At 64.0% G+C, this 24,340-nt stretch carries 23 protein-coding genes, 2 tRNA genes and 1 pseudogene; 9 read left to right on the top strand and 17 right to left on the bottom strand.

Going from position 1 to position 24,340, the window contains the following annotated elements; all coding sequences use genetic code 11:
* Positions 1-2 precede the first annotated feature (2 nt).
* The 4 genes from QP803_RS00420 to rutA are packed head-to-tail and all read right to left on the bottom strand — an operon-like array spanning position 3 to position 5,157.
* Positions 3-1,430 carry an amidohydrolase family protein gene (locus QP803_RS00420; protein WP_284945715.1) on the bottom strand — a complete coding sequence of 476 codons (1,428 nt, stop codon included), beginning with the start codon at positions 1,428-1,430 and terminating at the stop codon, positions 3-5.
* 18 nt (positions 1,431-1,448) lie between these two features.
* Entirely contained in the window at positions 1,449-2,471 is a 1,023-nt protein-coding gene (locus tag QP803_RS00415; protein ID WP_284945714.1) for a CobW family GTP-binding protein, read from the bottom strand.
* The gene (locus QP803_RS00410) at positions 2,468-4,075 is read right to left on the bottom strand and encodes an amidase (protein ID WP_284945713.1); all 1,608 of its coding nucleotides are present in this window, start codon (positions 4,073-4,075) and stop codon (positions 2,468-2,470) included. Before QP803_RS00410 ends, QP803_RS00415 begins: the two co-directional genes overlap by 4 nt.
* Complete coding sequence (rutA, locus tag QP803_RS00405; RefSeq protein WP_284945712.1) at positions 4,072-5,157, bottom strand: pyrimidine utilization protein A; 1,086 nt, start codon at positions 5,155-5,157, stop codon at positions 4,072-4,074. The genes QP803_RS00410 and rutA overlap by 4 nt, the downstream gene beginning before the upstream one ends.
* A 212-nt stretch (positions 5,158-5,369) precedes the next feature.
* Here rutA and QP803_RS00400 point away from each other — a divergent pair, with 212 nt between their 5' ends.
* On the top strand, positions 5,370-6,719 hold the full coding sequence (locus tag QP803_RS00400; protein WP_284945711.1) for an amidase: 1,350 nt from the start codon (positions 5,370-5,372) through the stop codon (positions 6,717-6,719).
* Positions 6,716-8,044, top strand: coding sequence for an amidase (locus QP803_RS00395; protein WP_284945710.1), 1,329 nt, complete (start codon positions 6,716-6,718; stop codon positions 8,042-8,044). The genes QP803_RS00400 and QP803_RS00395 overlap by 4 nt, the downstream gene beginning before the upstream one ends.
* On the opposite strand, the gene QP803_RS00390 is transcribed toward QP803_RS00395, so the two are convergent.
* The 3 genes from QP803_RS00390 to QP803_RS00380 all read right to left on the bottom strand — a co-directional run bounded on the left by QP803_RS00390 (position 8,026) and on the right by QP803_RS00380 (position 10,530).
* Positions 8,026-8,691, bottom strand: a complete 666-nt coding sequence (locus QP803_RS00390; protein WP_284945709.1) for an isochorismatase family protein — start codon at positions 8,689-8,691, stop codon at positions 8,026-8,028. The two genes, QP803_RS00395 and QP803_RS00390, sit on opposite strands and share 19 nt — an antisense overlap.
* A 427-nt stretch (positions 8,692-9,118) precedes the next feature.
* Entirely contained in the window at positions 9,119-9,949 is an 831-nt protein-coding gene (locus tag QP803_RS00385) for an EamA family transporter (protein ID WP_284945708.1), read from the bottom strand.
* Complete coding sequence (locus QP803_RS00380; RefSeq protein WP_284945707.1) at positions 9,946-10,530, bottom strand: TetR/AcrR family transcriptional regulator; 585 nt, start codon at positions 10,528-10,530, stop codon at positions 9,946-9,948. The genes QP803_RS00385 and QP803_RS00380 overlap by 4 nt, the downstream gene beginning before the upstream one ends.
* A gap of 214 nt (positions 10,531-10,744) precedes the next feature.
* Here QP803_RS00380 and QP803_RS00375 point away from each other — a divergent pair, with 214 nt between their 5' ends.
* Positions 10,745-11,767: a MerR family transcriptional regulator gene (locus QP803_RS00375; protein ID WP_284945706.1), complete on the top strand. Its 1,023-nt coding sequence runs from the start codon at positions 10,745-10,747 to the stop codon at positions 11,765-11,767.
* A gap of 328 nt (positions 11,768-12,095) precedes the next feature.
* On the opposite strand, the gene QP803_RS00370 is transcribed toward QP803_RS00375, so the two are convergent.
* The 5 genes from QP803_RS00370 to QP803_RS00350 form a co-directional block, all read right to left on the bottom strand.
* A complete protein-coding gene (locus QP803_RS00370) occupies positions 12,096-12,269 on the bottom strand; it encodes a transposase (protein ID WP_284945705.1) in 174 nt (57 codons plus the stop codon).
* A gap of 104 nt (positions 12,270-12,373) precedes the next feature.
* Positions 12,374-12,550 (bottom strand): hypothetical protein, encoded by a 177-nt coding sequence (locus QP803_RS00365; RefSeq protein ID WP_284945704.1) that lies wholly within the window; start codon positions 12,548-12,550, stop codon positions 12,374-12,376.
* Between the two features lie 149 nt (positions 12,551-12,699).
* Positions 12,700-13,683 (bottom strand): ADP-glyceromanno-heptose 6-epimerase, encoded by a 984-nt coding sequence (gene rfaD / locus QP803_RS00360; RefSeq protein WP_284945703.1) that lies wholly within the window; start codon positions 13,681-13,683, stop codon positions 12,700-12,702.
* A complete protein-coding gene (locus tag QP803_RS00355; protein ID WP_284945702.1) occupies positions 13,680-14,843 on the bottom strand; it encodes an AGE family epimerase/isomerase in 1,164 nt (387 codons plus the stop codon). The genes rfaD and QP803_RS00355 overlap by 4 nt, the downstream gene beginning before the upstream one ends.
* Positions 14,843-16,369, bottom strand: a complete 1,527-nt coding sequence (locus tag QP803_RS00350) for a PfkB family carbohydrate kinase (RefSeq protein WP_284945701.1) — start codon at positions 16,367-16,369, stop codon at positions 14,843-14,845. The genes QP803_RS00355 and QP803_RS00350 overlap by 1 nt, the downstream gene beginning before the upstream one ends.
* A gap of 110 nt (positions 16,370-16,479) precedes the next feature.
* On the opposite strand from QP803_RS00350, the gene QP803_RS00345 reads away from it, so the two are divergent.
* Together QP803_RS00345 and QP803_RS00340 are read left to right on the top strand one after the other, a co-directional pair.
* A complete protein-coding gene (locus QP803_RS00345) occupies positions 16,480-17,673 on the top strand; it encodes a CCA tRNA nucleotidyltransferase (protein WP_284945700.1) in 1,194 nt (397 codons plus the stop codon).
* Between the two features lie 14 nt (positions 17,674-17,687).
* Positions 17,688-19,442 carry an ABC transporter ATP-binding protein gene (locus QP803_RS00340; protein WP_284945699.1) on the top strand — a complete coding sequence of 585 codons (1,755 nt, stop codon included), beginning with the start codon at positions 17,688-17,690 and terminating at the stop codon, positions 19,440-19,442.
* Positions 19,443-19,491: 49 nt separating this feature from the next.
* On the opposite strand, the gene QP803_RS00335 is transcribed toward QP803_RS00340, so the two are convergent.
* Positions 19,492-19,683: an entericidin gene (locus QP803_RS00335; RefSeq protein WP_284945698.1), complete on the bottom strand. Its 192-nt coding sequence runs from the start codon at positions 19,681-19,683 to the stop codon at positions 19,492-19,494.
* 107 nt (positions 19,684-19,790) lie between these two features.
* Positions 19,791-20,027, bottom strand: a complete 237-nt coding sequence (locus tag QP803_RS00330; RefSeq protein ID WP_284945697.1) for a hypothetical protein — start codon at positions 20,025-20,027, stop codon at positions 19,791-19,793.
* A 200-nt stretch (positions 20,028-20,227) separates the two neighbouring features.
* On the opposite strand from QP803_RS00330, the gene QP803_RS00325 reads away from it, so the two are divergent.
* Positions 20,228-20,485, top strand: coding sequence for a DUF1127 domain-containing protein (locus QP803_RS00325; protein WP_284945696.1), 258 nt, complete (start codon positions 20,228-20,230; stop codon positions 20,483-20,485).
* A 238-nt stretch (positions 20,486-20,723) separates the two neighbouring features.
* On the opposite strand, the pseudogene QP803_RS00320 reads toward QP803_RS00325, so the two are convergent.
* The 3 genes and pseudogenes from QP803_RS00320 to QP803_RS00310 form a co-directional block, all read right to left on the bottom strand.
* Positions 20,724-21,257: pseudogene (locus QP803_RS00320) on the bottom strand (NAD-dependent epimerase/dehydratase family protein); the annotation flags it as partial.
* A 3-nt stretch (positions 21,258-21,260) separates the two neighbouring features.
* Positions 21,261-22,337, bottom strand: a complete 1,077-nt coding sequence (locus tag QP803_RS00315) for a zinc-binding metallopeptidase family protein (RefSeq protein WP_284945695.1) — start codon at positions 22,335-22,337, stop codon at positions 21,261-21,263.
* Between the two features lie 116 nt (positions 22,338-22,453).
* Positions 22,454-22,537: transfer RNA gene (locus QP803_RS00310), tRNA-Leu, on the bottom strand.
* Between the two features lie 108 nt (positions 22,538-22,645).
* On the opposite strand from QP803_RS00310, the gene QP803_RS00305 reads away from it, so the two are divergent.
* From QP803_RS00305 to QP803_RS00295, 3 genes are all read left to right on the top strand, one after another.
* Positions 22,646-22,721, top strand: a tRNA-Asn gene (locus QP803_RS00305).
* 109 nt (positions 22,722-22,830) lie between these two features.
* Entirely contained in the window at positions 22,831-23,313 is a 483-nt protein-coding gene (gene cynS / locus QP803_RS00300) for a cyanase (protein ID WP_284945694.1), read from the top strand.
* Between the two features lie 31 nt (positions 23,314-23,344).
* Complete coding sequence (locus QP803_RS00295) at positions 23,345-24,292, top strand: acetamidase/formamidase family protein (RefSeq protein ID WP_284945693.1); 948 nt, start codon at positions 23,345-23,347, stop codon at positions 24,290-24,292.
* Positions 24,293-24,340: the final 48 nt, after the last annotated feature.

The following is a 24,340-nucleotide window of genomic DNA, read 5'->3' as shown; positions in this document are numbered from 1 at the left end:
CGTTAGACCGCCGGCCCTTGCAGGATCTCCGGGGCGATGGCGCGGGGCACGAATTCGCCGTCCGTCAGTTCGCCGTTGAACTGGCCGCCTTCGACCATGACCTTGCCGCGCAGCACCGTCATGCTCGGCCAGATCGAGACGTCCCAGCCGTCCCACGGCGAATAATCCACCGAATGCAGCGCCGATCCGTCGATCTTATGAGCGAGTTTCGGATCCAGCAGCACAATGTCTGCGTCCGATCCAACCGCGAGCACACCCTTGCGCGGATAAAGTCCCATGAGTTTGGCAGCATTGGTGGAAATCAGATCGACGAAATGTTCGAGCGAGAAGCCGCGCTTGGTGACCATTTCCGTGTACATCAGCGCGACCCGCGGTTCGACGCCGCTATTGCCGCCGGTGGTATCGTCGATACGGTTGCCGACGAGTTTCACATCAAGCGGGCAGCACAGCTCATCGGTCGCCACGCATTGCAAGGCGCCGGATTCCATACCTGCCCACAGCGCCTTCTGATCCTCCGGATATTTCAGGGATGGATAGGTGTGATAGATCTGGCCGTTGGGCCGCTTATAGTCTTCGGCATTGAACAGCACATATTGATGCAGCGTCTCACCGTAGATCGGGAAGCCCCGCGCCCGCGATTTCGCAATGGCGTCCACGCCAGTGCGTGCGCTGGTATGGACCATGTACATCGCAGCCCCCGGCACGCTTTCCGCCAGGCCAATGACGCGGTTGAAGGACAGCGCCTCAGACAGCACCGTATGCGCTTCAGCGAGATATTCGAAACCGGTCTTGTCCTCGGAAATGAGCTTTTCATACATGTGCATGACCAGATCATTGTCCTCGGCATGGATCAGCGCCATGCCGCCCTCTTTCGCGAGGATCTTCAACACTTCCCAGATCTCGCCAAAATTCGTCAGATGCGCCATCCGGCCGGGCGTAATGTCCGTAGTGAACATCTTGATCGTCGGATAGCCGGCCTGGACCATGGCGGGGATCTCGGCCAGGATCTCCTTCGACATCGGGCTCTCGACTGCGATGTGGAGCGTATAGTCAGCGAAACACAGATCGTCGAACAGCGTGCGCCGGGCGTCGGCCGCTGCCGCCAAACTCTCCCCGTTCCGCCAGAAGATGAAGTCGCACATCATGGTGGTGCCGCCGAACAGGCAGGCCTTGCTCACCACGGCAGGCAGTTCGCTGGTCATGGTCGTGCCGCCTGGCCCTGGCAGCGTCAGGCCCGAATGGATATGCGGATCAATGCCGCCGGGCACCACGATCTGCCCGGTGGCGTCCACCACGCGCTTGGCCCCTGCGGCCGCCAGCGTGCCAGGGGCGCCGATGGCGGAGATGATACCCCCTGTGACGGCGATATCGACCGTCGCCGTGCCACTCGGCAACACGGCCTGGCCGTTGCTGATGACCAAATCGAACATGGGCGGTTCCTTTCGAGATCAGGCCGCGACGAGACGGCCAGGGCCATGCGCGGCCTCGCCTGCATCGATCGGCGTCCAGAGGATGGGTCCGGCGGCGGCGAAATGCGTGGTGATGGCCGCGGGCGCCATGTCACGCACCACGAAAACAAGCCGGCTGCGGGTGTCGCCGTCCGGCCATCCGTCCAGCCAGTCAGGGCGATAGATCGTGTGCTGCACGGCGTGGATGACGGCGATGCGGTCCGGCCGATCGGCGAAGGCCATCAGACCTTTGACCCGCAGCAGATCCTCACCGTGCCTGGACGCGAGCGCCCCGAGCGCCACGGCGAATTCCAGTCGAGTGATGGGGTGCGCCAGGACCAGCGACAATGTGGTGATCTTCGCCGTATGCATCGCGGCCGGGACCGCTTGTGCGACGAAGCGCTGTTTGCCGATCGTCGGAACCGTTCCGAACATCAGGTCCGCAGGGTCATGATCGCCCGGCAGGCTAATGCGGTCCGCCCAGGCATTCAGGCCGTCGATCGCGCTCAGCAAGGCGGGATCGGGGCTGGCCAGATCGGTCTTGGTGATCAGAATGCGATCGGCGACCGCGACTTGGCTCGCGGCTTCCGGATGCCGCGCGAGTGTGTTTGCGCCAGCCACGGCATCGACAAGCGTCACCACCGCGCGGAAGCTCAGCACATGCCCCAGCATGGGGTCGGCCGCGAGGGTGTACAAAATGGGCGCCGGATCGGCCAGGCCGCTAGTCTCGATCACGATACGGCTGAAAGCGCGGATCTCGCCGCGGTCGCGCCGCTCGATCAGGCTGCGGACGGTGGTGACGATGTCGAGCCGGCGCAGACAGCACAGACAGCCGCTCGGCATTTCCAGCACCTGCTCGTCCACCGCTTCGACCAGCAGGTGATCGAGGCCCATATCGCCGGCTTCGTTGATGATGACGGCGGTATCCGCCATGCCGGGCGAGGCCAGCACCCGCTTCAGCAGGCTCGTCTTGCCACTGCCGAGAAAGCCCGTCAGCACCGTCACGGGCGTCTTGGCATTCATGATGCGACCGGCTCCGGCTCCGGCGGCGCATTGAGGTGGAAGGTCGTGGCCGTCTGGAAGGCGGCGCCGACGCTCAGGCACAGCGCGTCGTCATAGGGTTTCCCCACCATCTGGATGGCGACCGGCAGGCCGGAGGTGCCGAGGCCGGAAGGCAGCATCAGCGCGGGCATGCCCGTGTAGTCGAAGATCATCGTGTTGCGAGGCACGATGAGTTGCAGCGGATGGCGTGTGCGATCCACAGCGACCGTCAGATCTTCCAGGAAGGCCGCTTCCCCGCCCGGCCCCGGCGTCACCAGCACATCCACAGCTTCCATAGCCTTCAGCATGCGCTGCAGCACCACGGGGCGACTGCGGAGCGCGCGCAGATACGCGGTGGCGGAGAAGGCCTGTCCCTGCTCCAGCCGCGCGCGGGTGCCGACATCGAAAAGGTCGATCGTGTCGAGCGTCGGCTCCTGCAGGCTGGCGAGTTCCGACATCAGGACCAGGTAGCCGTCTGCGTGTGGCCCCGCGATGTCGCCGAGGTCGATCGGCACCAGGCGCGCACCCAGCCCCTCCAGCGTGGCCAGGGCGGCCCGCCAGGCGGTCAGAACCGCATCGTCCTGCAAGGTGACGAACCAGCCGGCCGGCACGCCGATCCGCAGACCCATGATATCCGGCCGCGCGCGACCGGTGTCGTAGACACCGACGGCCGTCGGATCCACGCCGTCCGGCCCCGCGATCAGCGGCATGACGCGCGCGAGATCGTCGACCGAGCGGGCCATCGGCCCAATGTGGTCCAGCGTCCAGGACAGCGGCGCCACGCCCGTGCGCGGCACCAGACCGCGGGTCGGCTTCAGCCCGGTGACGCCGCACCAAGCCGCGGGGATGCGGATGGAGCCGCCCGTATCCGTGCCCAGTGCCAGCGGCAGCATCCGGGCCGCCAGCATCGCGCCGGAGCCGGTGGAGGAGCCGCCGGTCCATCGCCCCTTGTCCCAAGGGTTAGGCACGGCCCCGTAACGCGGATTGAGCGCGGAGCCGCAGGCGAACTCCGTCGTCGCCAGCATGGCGACGGGAATGGCGCCGGCGTTGCGCAAACGCGCGACGACTTCCGCATCCGAGCCCGCCACGCGATCCTTCGTCTGGAAGGACCCGCAGGTCACCGGCGTATCGCGGACGTCGATGATGTCCTTGACGCCGATGGGAATGCCCTCGAGCGGCCGCGCCCGGCCTTCCCGAATGCGCAGCGCGCTGTCCTCCGCCATGGCCTCGCGACCTTCGATCATCGCCAGGATCGCAGCCTTGCCAGTTGGGTGCGTCGCGATCCGCGCGTGGAGGGCGGCGAGGACCGCCACCGGGTCTGTCTGCCCACTGCGGTAAGCAGTTTGTAGGTCGCCCACACCGAGCAGATGCAGCGGGAAACGACGTCCCGTCTCGGGCGGAGACGGAGGCTCCATCGCGACCGGCGATACCCTGGGCGCGAGGGCCGCGAAATCGCGCTCGAAATAGCCCGGTTCGGGCGTCCCCTCCCACGCCTTCGGAAGGTCACGCGCCGGACCTGAGGGCGCCGCCACGGTGCCGGCCAAAAGCGTGGCGCGGATGGTGTCCTCCGCGATGGGCCGGCTCATGCGGCGACGTGGACCAGCGCATCCTGCCGGGAGGCCATCAGCGGCTGGATGTATTGGCCGAAGGCCTCGATGCCAACGAGGAAGTCGTCGAAGGTCAGCATGATGCCTTTGACGCCGGAGATGCTCGCCGCCTGGTCCAGCAAGCGGGCGCAGGTCGCGTAGGAGCCCACGATGGTGCCCATGTTGAAGTTCACCGCGCCCTCTGGAAGGTTGATGTGGCGGGCCGTGCTCGTCTCTCCGGCGGTGTGGTCCTTGCCGCCCTGGTCTGCCATCCAAGACAGCGCACCGACATCGGCACCGTCGCGATACAGGGTCCACTTCGCCTGGGCGCGCTCATCGGTTTCGTCGGCAATCACCATGCAGAGGATGTAGGAGCCGACGTCCCGGCCCGTCTTCGCTGCCGCTTCCACCAAGCGCTGCACCGTCGGCGCGCAGGCGGTCGGCGTATTGACACCGACGCCATTGACGAAGTTGAAATCAGCGAAGTCCGCCGCGAATTCGACGCCGCGGCCGCTCTGGCCGGCGACGACAAGCTTAATATCGGCCGAGGGCATCGGCTTCATCATACAGTCCGTCATCTGGAAGAATTCGCCGGTGTGGTTGGACTGTCCCGTGGTCCAGAGATCCTTCATGACGGTCACATATTCGGTCGCGTAATCGTAGCGCTTGCCGAAGTAGTGGTCGCCCGGCCATAGGCCCATCTGCTCGTATTCGACCTTCTGCCAACCCGTCACGATGTTGATGCCGAAGCGACCCGGCGCGATGGAATCGATGGTGGTCGCCATGCGCGCGACGAGTGCCGGCGGCAAGGTCAGGATCGCGGTCGAGGCATAGAGTTTGATACGGCTCGTGACCGCGGCCAGCCCCGCCATCAAGGTGAAGGATTCGAGGTTATAGTCCCAGAACTCGGTCTTGCCGCCGAAGCCATGCAACTTGATCATGGAGAGCGCAAAATCGAATCCGTAATGTTCCGCCTTCTGCACTACGGCCTTGTTCAAGGCAAAGCTCGGCTTGTACTGCGGCGAGGTTTCAGAAATCAGCCACCCGTTGTTTCCGATCGGGATGAAAATACCGATATCCATGACGCTTGGCTCCTCAACTGACCTGTCACGTCTCTGCAAGATCGGTGCCACGTCATGTATAAGTCCGTACAAGCGGCTCCGCGTGATCGTCTCGACAGAAGGGGCAGACGATGCCTGCGGATTAGGCGCTTGTCCGTACATGAACAAGTTTACGCGGCAGCCGGGAACGCGCATGGTTTGTGCGCACGCTCAGCCAGACGAGGGTTCCCATCATGGACGACCGGCTCCCGCTCATGCATCGGCTTGAGGACTGCATTGGCAGGATCGCGACTTACAATGACACGCTCCATGCGATGATCACGCCGCTGCCCGAGCCCGCGCGCGCGGTCGCGGCGCGCCAGCAGGAGCAAAGGGCGGGCGGCGCCCTGGCAGGCGTCATCCTCTCGGTGAAGGACAATATCGATACCGCCGGCGTTCGCACCACCCGTGGTTCGAAATGGTTTGCCGATCGCGTGCCACATCATGATGCGACGGTGGTGGCGCGGCTGCGCCGGGCTGGCGCGGTTATCATCGGCAAGGACAATCTGCACGAATTCGCCTTCGGCGCGACATCGCAGAACCCGCATCATGGCGCCTGCCGCAATCCGTGGAACATCAATGCAATCCCCGGTGGCTCCAGCGGGGGTGCGGGTGTCTCCGTGGCGGCCGGCTTCAGCGAGATCGCGATCGGCAGCGATACGGGCGGCTCCGTCCGTATTCCCGCCGCGCTGAACGGCGTCTCTGGCCTGCGCCCCACGGTCGGCCGCATCTCGAATGATGGGACCATGCCGGTCAGCGCCGCCTTCGACACCATCGGCCCCCTCGCCCGCCGGATGCGTGACGTTGCGACCGCTTATGAGGTGATCGCAGGCTACGACGCCCGCGACCCGCGCAGCATCGACCGCCATGTGGAAAGCTGGGCCAGCCTGCACGCGGGCGGGTTGAGTGGCATGAGGATCGGGGTGCCATGGGCTTTGGCCGAGACGGAAGCGATTCCGGAGGTCGTCACTTTGCTCCGCGCCGCGATGGCCGTCTTCGTGCACCTCGGCGCCGTCGTCACAAACGCCCAGATCGACAGCATCGAAGACGTTCATGTCGCCATGCAGACCTGTGCGCAGGCCGATGCCGCGGCGGTGCATCAGGCACGCTTCGAGAGCGATCCTGCGATGTTCGGCGCGGATGTCGAACGGCGGTTGCGGCTCGGCCGCGCCATTACGGGTGCCGCCTATTCGGCTGCGATCTCCCAGCAAGCGGCGTGGCAGCGTCGGGTGGAGGATGTCTTCGCCGACGCAGATGTCTTGGCAATGCCGACTGTGGGGTTTCCCGCGCCACTGGTTTCCGATGCCGCGGATATGATTGCCGCCACACATCGCCTGACCCGGCTGAGCACGCCCTGGTCTTTTGCGGCGCTGCCGGCGGTATCGGTGCCTTGCGGTTTCGTGAACGGCCTGCCGATCGGCCTGCAACTCGTGGGCCCTCCGTGGTCCGAGGCGCGGCTGCTGGCCGCCGGCGTCGCTTTCCAGGAAGTGACCGACCATCACCACTGCACCCCAAAACTCTTTGCGGAATGGACACAGGTATGAGTGACAGGATCGACCGCGACACCGCCACGCGGCTGACCGCGACCGAAGCCGCCGCCGCCATCGCGTCGGGCGCGCTGGACGCTGAAACGCTCGCGCGCGGCTGTCTCGACAAGATGGCGGCGCGGGAGGATGTGCTGAAAGCCTGGGCCTATGTTGATCCGGCTGCCGTGTTGCGGCAGGCACGGGAACTGGATCAGACACCGAGCTTTGGGCTGCTGCACGGCATACCGGTCGCCATCAAGGATGTCATCGACACGCGGGACATGCCGACGTGCCACAACTCGCCGATCTTCTTCGGTCATCGGCCCGGCGCCGATGCCGGCTGCGTCGAGACCTTGCGTGCGGCGGGTGCACTGATCATCGGCAAGACCGAGACGACGGAATTCGCCGCCGCAGGCCGCCATCCACCGACCCGCAACCCGCATGATCCGCGTCGCATCTCCGGCGGCTCATCCGCCGGATCGGCCGCTGCGGTGGGTGACGGGCAGGTGCCGCTTGCCTTGGGAACACAGACGGGCGGGTCACTGATCCGGCCTGCCTCCTTCTGCGGCGCCTATGCATGCAAGCCGACCTGGGGTGCCGTCAGCCGGGAGGGCGCCCGCGTCTATTCCATCACCTTGGACACCATCGGCTGGTACGGCCGATCGGTGGCCGACCTCGATCTGATGGCGGAGGTCTATGGCATCGGCCGGGCGCAACCGGCACCAGCCTCGCTCGATGGCGTGCGGATCGCCTTCTGCCGCTCCCCAGCATGGGCTGCGACCGAACCCGCGATGCGGGATGCCTTCGCGGCGGCGGAGCGCATCCTCACCGATGCCGGTGCCACCGTAACCACCCTGGAGTTGCCGGAGGCGTTCTCAGGCCTTGCCGCAGCCCACCAGGTCATCCTGTTCCGCGAAGGACGCGCAGCCTTCCTCAACCTGTATCGCGCGCATAAGGATCTGCTGCACGACGAATTCCGCCATCGCGTCGAGAATCGGGACGGCTTTACCGACCAGGCGCTGGTGGCAGCCTATGATCTCGCCGCGCGCTGCCGCACCGAATTTGACGCCATCGCCTCGGGTTTTGACGCGATCGTCACGCCCAGCGCACCGGGCGAGGCGCCGATGGGAATTGGCGGTGGCAGCCCGGCCCTTAACTTGATCTGGACCCTGCTGCATGTGCCGTGCATCAACCTGCCGGCGATGCGCAGCCCCGCCGGCATGCCGCTGGGGCTGACCGTCACCGGCCCCCGCTTCTCAGACCGCCGTCTGCTCGCCTGCGCCAAGGTCCTGGACCAAGCCTTCATCGCGAAACAGCCGCAGGGTCAGGGCAAGGTGGCGTAAAAGGCGAGGACCTCGGACACCGGCAGAACATCCGCGTATTTCTTGTGCATGTCGTAAAGATTGGCGAAATGCGGACTTTCATGCAGATCCGCGACGCATTCCTCCGGCACGATCATCCGGTAACCGCGCGACACGCCGTCCACCACCGTCGCGCGCACGCAACCGGATGTCGAGCCACCGGCGACGATCACCGTATCGCACCCATGCCAGACCAGGAGGGACTGCAGACAGGTCTCGTGAAAGGCTGATGGCATGAGCTTGTTGACGATATAATCTCGCTCGACGTCGATGGAGAGTCGTTCGTCGAACGACGCGCGGCGTGATCCGCGTTTGATGTTCTTAAGACCGTCGGGCGTGTCGTCACGGATTCCGAAAACGCCGCAATCCACCCCATCCGGGCGATACGCGACATAGGTCCACATCACTGGCAGCGCTTTTGCGCGGGCGGCTTCGGCCAGGGCATTGACGTAGTCCATCTGCCGTGGATCGGTGGCGTAAGCGGTGACGAATTCATCGACAGAGGTGTAGGCATTCTGCGGATCGACATTGACGAGCATGGCCTTGCGACCGAAGCCGAAGCGCTTGCGTGCGGGATCGGCACGCAGTTCGGCGAACATCTGCCTCGCGGTCTTATCCGAAACTTCCATTCCTCACCTTTCACGTCGGATTATACACCGCCATACTATAGCCGCATCTTGATCCAAGAAAGATAGGCGCCCGATCATAGACGTCTCCTTTGATTTATCACGCCCTATGGGCTCCTCTATCGCATGAAGCGCCCGGCAGGGCGTGGCGCCTCAGAGTTGCGCGAGGCCGCGATCTCCGCCGGATCGGCCATGCGCTGGAGCGGAACGCTCTCGCTTCTCACTCAGGGGAGACACGCAAGACGAAGCGCGTGCGGCTCTTTACTGAGTTCGTATCCCGCAGACTTGACGCCTACGCTCCGCGCCTCTCGGGGCTAGCCCTATCGCGCGACTGACGCGCGGCGGGTCGTAGAGAGCGTGACGTTCTTCCTGTCGAAATTAGGAACGCGTTTTTCCACGGTCTTCCCGAAATCCACGACAATCGCGTCTCTTAGCGATAACCGATGCTGATCGCCCCGAGCGCTACCACGATGCAAGCCGCGACACGCCGAGGCGTTAGCGTTTCTTTGAGAAAAAGCCAACCAATCAATGCTGCAAACACGACGCTCGTTTCCCTGATTGCTATAATCGGGCCGGCGGGCCCTAGGGCGAAGGCAGCAACCACGACACCGTAGGCCACGAGCGCGACCAATCCACCCCCCAAAGCCTTCACGGTTTCCATTGTCCGAAAATCTACGGAGAGTTTCCCCCGAAAAGCGACAAAGGTGGCCGGTAGCAGAGTGCCGTAGATCACCAGAACCCACGCGATATAGCTTTCGCTACTTCCAGCCTGTCGCACGCCGATGGCATCGACCGTTGCATAACTCGCAATGACAATGCCTGTTGCAAGAGCAAAGAGGATCGATCTTGTGGCGACCCTTCCTTCTCCCAGAGAGAGGCTCATGATGCCGATGGCAACAAGAATGACACCAACGGTCTGCGCGATGGTCGGGTGTTGGTGGGCTATCAAGGCGCCGCCGAGCGTGACCAGCAATGGCACACTGCCACGGATAATCGGATAGACCTGTCCCAATTCGCCGTCTCTGTAAGCCGCAACAAGGAACAGGCTGTAAGCGACCTGAAGGCAGGCCGACAGGATGATATAGAGCCAGGCCTGCGTCGCCGGAAGATGGAAGACTGCAAACGGAACAGCGACGATCGTACCCGAAAAGCTCATGACGGTAACGGACCACAGTCGATCCGCACCCGTGCGAAGAAAGGCATTCCACGTCGCATGCATGATTGCCGCAAAAAGCGCGAGCCCGATGACGATCACACTCATCGTGGCGGCCCGGGCGAAGCAATGATCATGGCCGCAGCCTTCCACGCACTCCGAATGGCGGCATCCCCCTGCCCCATCTCGGCCATCAGGGTTGCTCCTTCGATGAGCATCAAAAGTGCCGCCGCGATGCTCTCGGCCCGATGGTTTGGCATGGCGTCTTCCAGTATTTGCCGCAGCCGCTGTTTGAGGGTGTTCTTCTGCTTGGAGGCGACCTGGAATACCGGATGCGCAGGATCACCGAATTCAGCAAGGGCATGCGCGAACAGGCATCCATGGAAATCGGCACTCCGAAACCAGCCCTTGTACCAGCCAAAGATCGTCTCGATTTTCCTTTCCGGGTTCATGGGTTTTGCAACGAGACGGTCTAGCTGGCGATCGAACCGTTTGGCGCGATAGTTGAGCACCTCGACAATCAGACCATCCTTGTTTGGGAAATGACGATACATCGTCATTTTAGCGACCTTGGCCTCGGCGATGATCCGATCGATGCCCGTGGCGTGAAAGCCTGCGCGTTTGAACAACGAGTAGGCAGTTTCGATGATGTGTTGGCGCTTGTCCGAGCTAGCTGGAGGCGATGGCATGGGAGCACCTAGAGGTGAGACCGGTCTGTCTCTTTTTAGGCTTGGAGCGTCCACCCGTCAAGGTCTCGCTCACCCAAAGGCAATCGCCCTGTCAGCCGTCGCGTGTGCCGCCAAAGCCCGCGACAGCCGAGCGTGGCGCTCTACCGCACCCACTTGACTTGGCCCTTGGGGTCGCGTCGATAAGGGCGGCGATCAGCAACCGACGAGGTGCTTCGTGAGCTCTTCCGCCCCATTTTTGAACCCTTCCGAAGCCTCCAAGCGGCTTGGTGTCTCGACCAAGGCGCTGAGGTTGTATGAGCAGCGCGGCTTGGTCTCCCCGGTCCGCACCGCGGCCGGGTGGCGTGTCTACGGTCCCCACGACATGGCCCGGGCCACAGAGGTCGTGGCGCTGCGTGCGCTCGGCCTCAGCCTCGCCCAGGTGGCGCGGGTATGCGCGGGTGACGCAAAGGACTTGGAGCCGGCCCTGGCAATCCACCAGACGATGTTGGAAGCTCGGGTCCGCGATCTTGCCGCCACTGTGGCGCAGGTACGCGACCTGCGGACTGATCTATGCAAGGGCAAAGCCCTGGCAGCCGGCGCATTGACGCGTCTTATGGAACCGGCCGCCGGGCCCACCGTCACTTTCAACCTTCCTTGGCCTTGGGGTGGCGAACGGTTCGAGCTGCATGACATCCGACCCCTGACCTACATCATTGGCCCCCTGGGCAGCGGCAAGACCAGATTTGCCCAGCGTCTGGCCGAAACCCTGCCCAACGCCGTGTTCCTCGGTCTGGAGCGGTTGCGCGACGAAGGCGCAATGCGCGGGCAATTAGACGCGGACCCAGCCCTCAAAGCACGGGTCAACGAGCGCTTGGCGTGGGTCGTCGAGGACGGTGCCATCGTGTCGGAGGCTTTGCTCGCCCTGCTCGTCGGTTTGGAAACCGAAGGCCCGACCAGTTTGGTGATCGACATGATCGAACAGGGGCTCGATCAAGCCAGCCAGGAGGCCGTCAGCGCTCACCTCCGCCGCCGAGCACCCGGCCGCCGTCAACTCTTCCTGCTCACACGCTCCAACGCAATCCTGGACCTGACTATAATCGGAACAGATGAGGCCATCATTCTATGCCCGGCCAATCACAGCCCACCGACGCGCGTTGCCCCCTATGCCGGTGCGCCCGGCTATGAAGCCGTCGCCACGTGCCTCGCCTCGCCCGAGGTCCGGGCACGAACAGAAGGCACCATCGCGTGGCGGCCGTAGGGAGAGGTGTGATCTGCTCGGCGCCGCAAAGCGTTGGACAGGCTCGGCGTTCCGGCAAGCCGGTCAAACGGTAATCCACATTCGTCATCAGGACAGCGACCCAGCATCGCCGATTCGTCCGGGTGCGCCCGGTCACCAGACGATGAGATGTGGGGAGGCTCCGGACGGCGAGCCGGTTTTCATCAGTCCACCTCGTCACCCTTCGCGTCTACCGAACTGGACCGATACCTCCGCGACAATGATATCGCGGGCCTCGTTGTGACGGGAGCGCGCACGAATTTTTTGGTTACCATGGCGCATCTAAAGTCATATTTTGCTACGTCGGTCATCAGAACCGTTGCCAGGCGTTCCCCGTACATGCGGGGATGAACCGGGTGGAGATCGTCTTGTGAGGGCTGTGATCCTTCGGAGCGTCCCGCCAGCGTAGGCCATGGCGGATCACAAAGATTATGCCGTTGATGACGCGTCGTGACCGCGGAAAATAAGACTCTATCCGATGCATCTGCGCCTCGGATCACCAGATCAGGTCACTCATGGCGGCACCTCTCGATGCCGCCATGAGTCAACCGATCGCGGCTACCCGCAATCGATCTAAGAGGTCTGGCGTTAGTTGTAGTTCCAGTAGCCACGCGGGTGGTTATGATCCTTCACCCAATGGCGGTGATGGAAATGGTGGTGATGGTAATAATACTGCGCACTGGCCGCATTGATCGAACCAAGGGCGGCCCCAACAAAAACGATCGACAGCGCGGCGGCTCTCAGAAAATGAAACTTGGTCTTCAAAATACTGTCCCCATCCGTTACTGCCCAAAGACGACGAAGACCTGAAGATCTTGGCGACTTTTGACGGACGTGGACGTGAGGTCTGCGTATCGATCGTCAAGATCACAACAGCCCTGTGTAACACTTAGTTACGTGAGGGCCGTGTTGGCTCAGCGATACGGATCCTCGGTATCGAGATGGGTCGTCACGAAATGACCCACCGCTGCTTCGAGAGCCATGCCCGGTCGATTGTATCCGGCAGCGCGCAGACGCGTGCCGTCTGACTGCGTGAAATACTGGTAGCGCCGGCGCATCGCCTCCGGCATGTCCACGAACTGCACCTTCCGCTCCAGACTAAGCGTATCGAAGATCGACCCCACCAGGTCGAGGAAGCTGCGCGCCCGGCCCGACCCCAGGTTGAGCAGCCGCACACCCGCACTCTGGTCAAGCAGCCACAGGACCACGTCGGTGATATCCGTTACATAGACGAAATCACGCACCTGCTCGCCGTCCGCATAGTCGGGCCGATAGCTGCGGAACAGGTCGATGGTCTCCCCCCGCCGGATCGCCCCGAAATACTTCGAGACCAAGCTCATCATCGGACCCTTGTGGTATTCGTTCGGTCCGAAAACGTTAAAGAATTTCAGCCCGATGCAGAGTGGCGGCAAAGCCTGCCCCGCCTCCAGCCGCGTCGCGACCACCTGGTCGAAGAGATGCTTGCTCCAGCCATACAGATTGAGCGGCCGCAGCGTCTGGAGATGAGACAGCGCGATATCGTCGTCAAAGCCCCGCGCGCCGTCCCCATAGGTCGCGGCCGAGGAGGCGTAGATGAACTTCACGCCGCGCGCGGTGCACCAGTCCAGCAAGCGCCGCGAAAAGCGGAAATTGCTCTCGATCACCTCATCCGCGTCGAACGCCAGGGTCGAGGCATTGGCGCCCATATGGACGATCGCCTCGATATCATGGCGGCCTTCCAGCCAGGCCATGAGATCCGACGGGGGAACCACGTCCTGCACCGTGCGCTTGCGCAGGTTGAGCCATTTGCCCTCCGCACCGAGGGAGTCGCAGACGACGACATCCCAGCGGCCCGCCTCGTTCAGCGCGGCGACGATGTTGGAACCGATGAAACCGGCCCCGCCAGTGACCACGATCATGCTTGGGATCTCTCAGACAGGGTCTGGTGCGCGAGGATAATCGCCGTCGTCAGGTGATACAGGCTGCTGGCGGGCGCTGGGTCGCGCAGGAAACTGCCGTCCGCGCCGCGTCGCTCCAGCCAAAGCCCCGGGGGTGCCGGGGTGATGTAGGAGTCCAGCACGCCATAGGCCTCCAGGACGAGGCTCTCCGTCGCATCAGGACGCAGGATCTCGGCCTTCAGCCGCTCGGTCTGCGGCCACAGGCGCTGGCTGCTGGTCCGCATCGCGCCGTCACTCCACAACTCATCGACCACGGCGCCCGTCTCGGGATGAAGGCCGTGGCGATCGACGAAGCGCAGCAGCCGGGGGATGGCCGCCGCACTGCCCGGCATCGGCGGCCGCCCGGCCGCCGCGCGGCGCTTCGCATGCCAATCGAGCAGGCAGGCCCATTCGCAGTGATGCCCGGGCTCGGTCACGAAGCGGCCGGCCTCGCGATGCGGCACCAGGGCGTCATCGAAATATTCCGGCAGCGCGCCCTCCTCGGCCTGGAACATTCGGATGAGGAACAGGTCCACGATCCCATCCGCACGGTCGAGAAAGGGATCGTCACCGAAGACCTCGGCCGCGGCGAGGCAGGCCTCCAGCAGATGCATATGCGGATTCTGCCGCCGAGGAAGACTGGCGGGAATGCTCTCCCCATAGCCACCTTCGGGATGGGGAAAGACGTCGTGCAAGTAAGCGTCCAGCACCATCGCCTCCTCCCGCAGGAGCGGGCTTGGCATGGCGCGCATGGCGCTGGCCAGGGCCAGCAGCACGAAGGCATGGTCATAGAGGTCGCGCCTGGGGTCGATGACGCAGCCGGTGAGATCGAAGCGCCAGTGGTAGCCGCCCGCCGCATCGAAGGCATGGCGGCGCAAATAGCCGAGGCCCAGTGTCACGGCGTCCTCCGCGCCGGGCAGGCCGGCGGCCATCGCCTCACTGAAGACCATGATCTGGCGGGTGACGACGCGCAGCCGGCGGAATTCCGCCGCGCAATCATGGGCGTCCAGCGTCAGATGCTCGTGGAATCCGGTCGGCGCGCCGGTGCGGCGATCGATGCCGCGCGCAAGCCAAAGGGGCCAGGCCTGATCCCGCAGCCAGGCCATGGCGCGATCGGTGGCGGCTTGAACGGCGGCGGTCATCACGTCAGCGCCGGAACGACACTACCCGTGCCGATGCCCCCCTCGGAGGCTACGGCAGAGAGGCCCATGCGCTGGATCATCAGGGTGGTGCTGGTATTAGGCAGGTAGTCGATCAGCTCGACCCGGCCGCCATAGGCCTCGACCGCGTCACGACCGACCACCGTCTCGGGCCGATAGTCGCCGCCCTTGAACAGCACGTTCGGCCGCAGCGCGACGATCAGGTCGAGCGGCGTCTCGGTATCGAAGAGGATGACGGCATCCACCGCTTCCAAGGCGGCGGCCACCGTCAGGCGCGCCGTCTCGTTCTGCACCGGCCGGCTGGGGCCCTTCAGCGTGCGGACGGAGGCATCGGTGTTGAGCGCCAACACCAGCCGATCGACGCGGTTACGCGCCTCGGTCAGGACGAAGACATGGCCAGGATGGAGCAGGTCGAAGCAGCCATTGGTGAAGCCGACCGAAAACCCATCCCGCTGCCAGGCCCGCACCCGCGCCTGAAGTGCGGTTTCGTCGGTAAAGATCTTGGGCGAGATGCGATGCTCCCGCCGATGCAGAAGCGTTTCCGCAAGTTCCGCCGGCGTGGCGGAGGCGGTGCCCTTCTTGCCAACGGCAATGCCCGCTGCCGCATTGGCGATGCGCGTCGCGTTCCCGAGGGAGGCGCCGGCCGCCAGCGCCATGCCAAAAGCGGCGACCAAGGTATCGCCGGCACCCGACACATCCGTTACGTGCCGCGCCAGCGTGGGGAAGCGCGCCGTGGTCTGCCCGGCCTCGACCAGTTGCACGCCGGCCTGGCTGCGCTTGACGACGATGGCCGCGACGCCGGAACGGGCCGTGATCTCGGCCGCGGCGATCGCCACCTCCGCATCATCCTGTCCAACCGTCCGGCCAATCGCCGAGGAAACCTCATGCAGATTGGGGGCAATGACGGTCGCCCCCCGATAGCGGCCAAAGTCACCCCCTTTGGGATCGACCACCACGGGCACGCCCCGCACGGCGGCGGCGGCGGTCACCGCCGCGATCAAGGCCGGCTGCAACACGCCTTTGAGGTAATCGGACAGGATGACGACATCAGCACAGGCCACCGCCGCCACCGCTCGGCGGCTCATCTCCGCCAAGACCGCGCCTTCGGCGGCCGTCGTGACTTCCCAGTCCAGCCGCAGCAGATGCGTATTGTATTGCGGATTGACCATGCGGACCTTGAGCGTCGTCATGCGCGCGGGGTCGGGCGTCAGGTCCGACAGGATGCCCGGGAATTGGGCGATCTCCGCCGCCAGCTCTCGCGCGATGTCATCCGTGCCGCAGAGGCCGATGAGATGGCACTGCCCGCCCAGAGCCACGACGTTGACCGCGACATTGGCGGCACCGCCCAGCATCTGCTCCTGCCGATCCGCCGCCAGGACCAACGACGGCGCTTCGGGCGACACCCGCTCGGTGCGGCCATAGACGAAGCGGTCAAGCATCACATCGCCCACAACAAGGATGCGCTTGCCCGCCATCGCACGAAGGGTATCCGCAATTGGCATGCTCATCAGGACGCGCTCCGAGGGAAAGGCCACCTCTATCGACCAAACCCGTCAGTAAAGGATTAATCGGCGGGGCAGAAATGGCCAAGCGACGGGTTCTTCGTTAGGCCTTCGGCATGGAGCGTCTCGATCCCTCATCCGTGCTCGTGCTGCCCGGCGTCCAAGACGTTCTGGCGGCCCTGGGCGAAGCCCGCATCGTCGGCGGTGCGGTGCGCGATCTGCTCGCCGGACTGCCCGTGCGGGATGTGGATATCGCCACGCCTCTGACACCGAATGAGGTGACGGCGGCCCTCGGCGCCGCCGGCATCCGGGCCATCCCGACCGGCATCGCCCATGGTACGATCACCGCCGCCCTGCACGGCGCGACGATCGAAGTCACCACGCTGCGTCGTGATGTCGAAACCGATGGTCGCCATGCCGTGGTCGCCTTTACCGATGACTGGACGGCGGACGCCGCACGGCGCGACTTCACGATCAACGCCATGTCCATGGCCGCCGACGGCACCCTGCACGACTATTTCGGCGGCTGCACGGATCTGGCGGAAGGCCGGCTGCGCTTTGTCGGCGAGGCGGCCGCGCGGATCGCCGAGGACTATTTGCGCATCCTCCGCTTCTTCCGGTTCCAGGCGCGCTATGCCCGGCGTCTGCCGGATGTGAAAACGGCGCGCGCCCTGAGCGATGGAGCACCGAAACTCATCGGTCTGTCCGCCGAGAGGCTGTGGTCGGAACTGTCTAAAATCCTTGCCGTGCCGGACCCCGCGCCGATCCTGGGCCTGATGTCCGATCTCGCTGTGCTGCCCGTCCTGCTGCCGGGGAGTGACGAGACGCTCGCCACCATTGATCGGCTTGTCGCCGCGAAGGCGCCGGCGGAACCGGTCTTGCGGCTAGCGGCCCTGCTGCCCGGTCGCGGCGTGGCGGCCGAGACGGCGGCGCGGCTGAAGCTGTCGAACGCCGAGCGGGAACGGCTCCTCGCCCTGCTGGACGGCCCTTTGCCGGCGCCGGACGCGGATGGGGTGACGCTGCGCCGCGCCTTGGCCGATATCCCGGAGGACCTGCTCACGGGCCGATCCTTCCTGCGGCATGAGCCGGTCGTGGGCGGGCCGCTGTTTCGCGACCATCTCGCCGCGATCGAGGCGCCGATCTTTCCCCTGAAAGGGGCCGATGCCCTGTCCCTCGGCCTGCCGCCCGGACCTGCTATCGGTGAGGCTTTGCGCATCGTGCGGGAGTGGTGGCTGGCACAGGGCTGCCCCGATGACGCGGACGCCTGCCGCACGGAACTGGCGAGGGTGGTCGGCCGACCATCTTCTTGATACACGCGCCCGTGATGAGAGCTCCCATCCCGACGGACGAATCGACGCGCGCCCTGGTCTCCCGCCTGTGGCGCGAGCATTTGCGCGACTATAAGGGTCGGCTGATCGTCGTGGGTATCCTGACTCTGCTGGTGGCCGGCACCACCGCCCTCTACCCGGCGGTCATCGACCAGGCCTTCGACATGTTCGTGCGCAAGGACCGGCGCATCCTCTATCAGATCCCGATCCAGGTTCTGATCGTCACCGGCTTCAAGGCGGCGGTGCAATACGGTCAGTCGGTTGCGACGCAGAACCTGGTCCTGGTCGTCATCCGCGATTTGCAAATCCGCATGTTCGGCCATTTGATGGATTCCGACCTCGAACGCATGGAGCGGGAGGCGCCGGCCCAGCTCGCTGCCCGCTTCACGACCGATGCGGCGACGATCCGGGAGGCACTGACACGCGCCGTCAATGGCGTATCGGATGCCATGACAGTGGTCGGCCTCGTCTGCTCCATGGTCTATATGGATTGGCTGCTCAGCCTGCTGGCGCTGGCGCTGTATCCGCTCGCAGCCGTGCCCATGCAGCGCATCGGCAAACGCGTCCGCCGCGCCTCCGGCAGCATGCAGGAACGCATGGGCGAAACGGCGATGATGCTCAACGAGAGCTTCTCCCAAAGCCGCACCATTCGCGCCTATCGGCTGGAGGAGGCAGAGCGCCGTCGGGCCGAGGCGGTTTTCGCCCAGCTGTATCGGGCGCTGCTCCGCATGGTGCGGTCGCGCGCGCGGGTCGATCCCGTGCTGGAAGTGCTGGGCGGCGTGACGGTCGCCCTGGTCATCGGCTTCGCCGGTTGGCGCGCGGCAGCGGGTGCCGCCACGCTCGGCAATTTCTCGGGCTTCGTCGCAGCGCTGATGCTCGCCTCACGGCCGCTGCGCGCCCTCGGCTCTCTCAATGCAGCGGTGCAGGAAGGCTTGGCCGGCCTCGCGCGGTCCTTCGCCGTGATCGACGAGCCCCCTGGCATCATCGACAAGCCGGGCGTCGGCACCCTGCCGCCCGGCCCAGGCGCGCTGTGCTTCAAGGACGTCGCCTTCAACTATCCCGATGGACGACCCGGACTTCAGGGCCTGTCCTTCGAAGCCCGACCTGGACAGACGATCGCCTTGGTCGGCGCCTCCGGCGGCGGCAAATCCACGGCGCTGGCGCTGATTCCGCGCCTATACGAAGTCTTGCGCGGCGCCATCGAAGTCGACGGCGTCGATATCCGTCAGGTCAGCCTTGCCAGCCTGCGGGACGCCATTGCCTATGTCGGGCAGGATTCCCTGCTGTTTGACGATACAGTCGCCGCCAATATCCGCATGGGCCGCCCTGACTCTACGGCGGCCGACATTGCGGCGGCGGCGGAAGCTGCGGCGGCGGCGGGCTTTATCGGCGCCCTGCCGGACGGGGAAGACACGCAAGTCGGGCATAGCGGCGGTCGCTTGTCCGGCGGTCAGCGCCAGAGGGTCGCACTCGCCCGCGCCTTCCTGCGCGATCCCCGCATTCTCTTGCTGGACGAGGCGACCAGTGCGCTGGACGCGGAGAGTGAGGCCGCCGTTCAATCCGCGCTGTCCCGGCTCCGGACAGGCCGCACCACCGTCATCGTTGCCCATCGCCTCTCGACCGTGCGCGACGCCGATCTGGTGGTGGTGATGGCGGATGGCCGCGCCATGGAAAGCGGCACGCATGCCGAGCTTTTGGCGCAGGACGGCATCTATGCCCGGCTCGTGCGCACCCAGGGACTGATGCCATAAAAAAAGCGGCCCCGGGTTGCCCCGGGACCGCTTTTCCAGTCGTTCAGACTTAGAGTTTCTGCTGAACGTCGGTCGCCGTATTGCTCACCGCACTGCCCGTCGCGGTGCCGGCGTTCGACAGGTCCTTGCCCGCACCGTTGACGGTATTGCATGCCGACAGGCTGAGTACGGCAACGCCCAGTAAGACTGCCGCGAATGCCGAGCGGATCACTGCAGTATTCGGCTGAAATGCTTTCGTCATCATGAAGGTCCTCATAGTTGATGGAGCCTATGTAGGTTCTTGGTCCATGCTTGTCAGGGGCATGTCGCTCTGCGTGGAGCAGGGCTCTCCCATCACTTTCGCGGCATTCAAAAATCCGCGTTTTGCTCATCGGCAAAATCTGCCGTGGCTTCGGCCAGAGCCAGAATTTCGGGGTCCAGGCGGAAGGCCGCCTTCTGGTCCTCCGTCATGAGCCGCCAGGCGACGCGGGCGATGTCTTCAAGGTCACCGACCCAGTCGCGCGTGTCCGCGGTTTCCCCGTGCGCGCGGGCCATCGCGAGATAAGCGTCGATGTCAGCTGATCCGTTTGCCGCGTCGGTCGCCATGACAATCCCCCATAATGCGCTGGCTTTTTGCGCATAGCGGCCAAGCTAATCGCTCCGCCTTGCCGCGCAAGCCCGGTTTCCTGCAGAAAATCCAGCAAAGATGAACACTTCGTTACAGCGAATACGTGTCGCTATTTCGTAGACTCTCTCAAGGTTCATTGCTATGGTGCGCCGCAGCATAACCCAGAGGAGCACTTATCATGGTGTCTTTCGCGGACTACCCCGAGATTCAGGCCGACCGCACCGCACCCGCAGCGGCGATCGATTTCCTCGGCTTCACCGTCTTCCTGCGCGCCATCAATCACCGGCGCGATGCCTTTGCCGCCGGCCGGGCCGAGCGGCTTGAGCGCCGTCAGGTCGCACGCGAACTGTCTATGTTTTCAGACCGTGAGTTGAGCGAGCTTGGTTTCAGCCGCGCCGATCTCGGTTCGATCGAGGCCGGTTCCTACCGCCGTTAACAAAGCGATAGGACGTATAGATGATATTCGTAGCGGACGCTTGCTGAACGCGCCGCACGACGACATTTTGCCGGAACTCACGGGAGAGGCCATTCCTCCAGTTTGGGCAGGGCGGCCCAACACAAGGCGATCCTCCCTAACCGCAGCGTTCCTTTGAGCTACGCACGTTGCGGCATGGGTAAAGGCAGGCCTCCTAAGATAAAGCGCCTAAGGATCGCCGCCGCCCACTGTGGCTGTTTCAGCCAGGAACCAGCATTGTGTCGCCATAGCCGTGCGGGTGGCTTTCGCGCCAGCGGAAGGCACTTTCCACGATAGCATCGCGATCCGTGAAGTTCGGCGCCCAACCGGTGTCCGCGCGAAGCCGGTCCGCGCCCGCGATCAGTATCGCCGGATCGCCGAGCCGGCCTGCGGACATAATGGTGGGGACCGGCCGCCCGGCGATCCGGCCGACGGATTCGATGATTTCCATCACGGAATAGCCACGGCCCGTCCCGAGATTGTACCGTACGCTGCGATGGTCGAGCTGGTCGATGACCCGCACATGGGCATCCGCCAAATCCGTGACATGAACATAGTCGCGAATGCAGGTGCCGTCTGGCGTTTCATACTCCGATCCAAATATGCTGAGTGGCGGTCGCCGCCCCAGCGCCGCGTCGATCGTCAGTGGAATCAAATGCGTCTGCGGGTCGTGATCCTCGCCGAGCCTTCCCGCCGTATCGCAGCCGGCAGCATTGAAATAGCGGAGGCCGGCACTTCGAAGTCCGTGAATTTCGCCTTAGGCGGCGCGATCATCCGGCAGCGTGTCATGCACCAGGTCGTGGATGAAGCCCATTTTGCGGATCACCGCCTCGCTCAGGATAAAGGGATAAAGGTCGCCGATGCCCATGCTGCGGTTCAGGCTGTTCACCGCAAAGGTCAGAGGCAGCCAGGCGTCGATCAGCCCCTCTACCTTGCCTTCCCCGTATGCGTTGAGGGTGATGTCGGCATGCAGCGCCGGCTCCTCTGCATTGGTGGGATGGACCCCCAGCCGGAAGGCCGCCGCCGTCTCTAACGTGTCGATGATATGCAGGTAATGGGCCCAGGTTTCCGCGAAATCTTCCCAGGGATGGGTCGTCGCGTATTGAGAGATGAAGTTGCCCTGCCAGTTGGCTGGCGCGCCGTCCCGATAATGGCGCTGTAGGGCCCCGTTATAATCCTCCGAGTCATCGCCGAAGACGACGCGGCATTGATCTAGCTTGCCGCCGTCCCGCACCAGAATGTCCCAGTAGAAATGGCCGATTTCGTGCCGAAAATGACCCAGCAAGGTGCGGTAGGGCTCATGCATCTGGGCCCGCAGCCGCTCGCGCGCCACGTCATCGGCTTCCTGGAGGTTGAGGGTAATGACCCCATCGTCATGCCCGGTCATGACCTTGGCGGCGCCGGCCTGCGGCGGCTGTTCCAGAAAGTCGAACACCAGCCCGTGGCCGGGCAGTTCGGCATTGGTGGGGGTCGGCAGACGGAGCTTGAGAAGCTGATAGAACAGCCGGTGTTTGGCGTATTCGAGCTTGCGCCAAGCGAGACGATGCTCCCTGTCCGACAAATCGGGGATGGTGCGGTTATGCCGGCAGGCCGTGCAGAATTGGTCGGGACTTTCGGCCGGGATCAGCCAATTGCAGACATCGTATTTGGCATTGGCACAGAAGCGATAGGGCTGCTCAGCGCCTGCCATGGGCAGCCAGGTGTCCCCATTGTCCCGCAATGCGGTGAGCGTGGCGCCGAAGGGCTCATAGCCCAGGGGGGCGCCGCAGGTCTCGCATCGCGTATTTTCGAAATAGAGCAATTGCCCGCAGTTCTGGCATTTGAAGAGTTGCATCGTGATCCCTGGGCCTTGAAGGCGCGTTCCATGCTTGATTTATGATGAACGGCGCCATGCAAAAGATGCAAGCGGCCGCGGGAAGGCCGAATTGGGCCGCGTGGCCTTGCTGGAATTGGTGCGAGAGGGGGGATTCGAACCCCCATGACTTGCGCCGGTCGATTTTGAGTCGACTGCGTCTACCGTTCCGCCACTCTCGCACGCGGGCGGAGAGTTAGCATGGCTGCCGCCCGACGAGAAGGCGGCATGGCGCCCGGCTGGCGTTGCGTGCCTGAACGGCCTCGGCTATAGGGTGCGCCGCCCAATGGTCCCGGATAGCTCAGTTGGTAGAGCAAGCGACTGTTAATCGCTCGGTCGTAGGTTCGAGTCCTACTCCGGGAGCCAGGGGGCGATTGTCCGTGTCGGTGACACGCCCGCCCCCGTGACCTGACGGTCATGCGCTTTCCCCCCGCTTCAAGCCGGTCCATCATGGACCACGAAGCAGGAGATCGCCATGAAACGGGAAAACCTCACCGAAAAGCTCCTCGACATTAAGCGTGAGCGCGACTGGACCTGGACATACATCACCGAGCAAATCGGCGGTCTGTCGCCGGTCCTGGTCGTCGGCGCCTTGCTCGGGCAGATGCGCCTGCCGAAAGCCCTGGCCGAGACAGCCGGCACGCTGTTCGGATTGTCGGTCATCGAGCAGCGCATGCTGACCGAGGTGCCGATGCGCGGCATGCCGATGCCGCCGACCGATCCCTTGCTCTACCGATTCTATGAAATGGTGATGGTCAATGGGCCAGCTTGGAAGGCCCTGATCGAGGAGGAGTTCGGCGACGGCATCATGTCCGCGATCGACTTCGATCTTAACATCGAGCGTCTGCCGAACGCCAAGGGCGACCGTGTTCAAATGACGATGTCCGGCAAGTTCCTGCCCTATAAATACTATGGCAATGAGCAAGGCGTGCCGGAGAATGGGATAAAGGAAGAGTAACGTCTTTCGATCCGAACACGAGGAAACGACCATGGCTCAGCATCACCATCTGCCGACAACGATCGACACCATAGCCTGGGGCTTCTTCGATGCCACCCGGCCTGCCGTCCTGACAATCGACTCCGGTGACACAGTCTCCGTCGATACCCTGCCGGCCGGTGATTTTCCGGACCTGCCGGCCGATGGCACACGCGTCCGCGCCGATCATCGCCTGCTGCTCGATACGGCAGTGCGTGGGCCCGGCCCTCATCCGGTGAACGGTCCGGTTTATATACGCGGTGCCGAGGTTGGCGACGTCTTGCAAATCGACATTCTCGACATCAAGCCAAACCAGGATTGGGGATTCTGCGCCGTGCTGCCCCTGCTCGGTACGCTGCCCGACGAATTCACCGATTACGAGCGCATCATCATCGATATCGATGCGAGCACGAACATGGCCCATCTGCCCTGGGGCATGGCGCTTCCGCTGGAGCCCTTTTTCGGCATCATGGCCGTGGCGCCGCCACCCGCTTGGGGCCGGCAGAGCACCGTCATTCCCCGCGCCTTCGGCGGCAACATGGACAACAAGGCGCTGATCGCCGGCACGACGCTCTATCTGCCGGTGTTCAATGACGGCGCCCTATTCTCGGTCGGTGACGGCCACGGCATGCAGGGTGATGGCGAAGTAAGTGTCACGGCACTGGAAACCGGATTGACCGGCACCTTCCGCCTCACAGTGCGCAAGGATCTCTCCCTCACAGGTCCCTTCGCAGAAAGCCCCACGCATCTCATTTCTATCGGCATCGACGAAGATCTCGATGACGCCGCAAAGCAAGCGGTGCGGGAAATGGTGCGCGAACTGTGCCAGCGAACCAATCTCAGCCGCAACCAGGCCTATATGCTGTGCAGCCTGATCGGCGACCTGAAGGTGACGCAGTTGGTCGATGTGCATAAGGGCATTCACATGATGCTGCCGAAATCGGCCTTCCGCTCCGGCTGAGCCTCTTTGCAGGCAATCCGTTAAGGTAGAGCACGATGCGTTTAAGTC

The sequence above is a fragment of the Acidisoma sp. PAMC 29798 genome (assembly GCF_030252425.1).
Classification (GTDB): Bacteria; Pseudomonadota; Alphaproteobacteria; order Acetobacterales; family Acetobacteraceae; genus Acidisoma; species Acidisoma cladoniae.
Note: the sequence above shows the minus strand (reverse complement) of the source record. Positions and strands in the feature narration are given on the sequence as shown.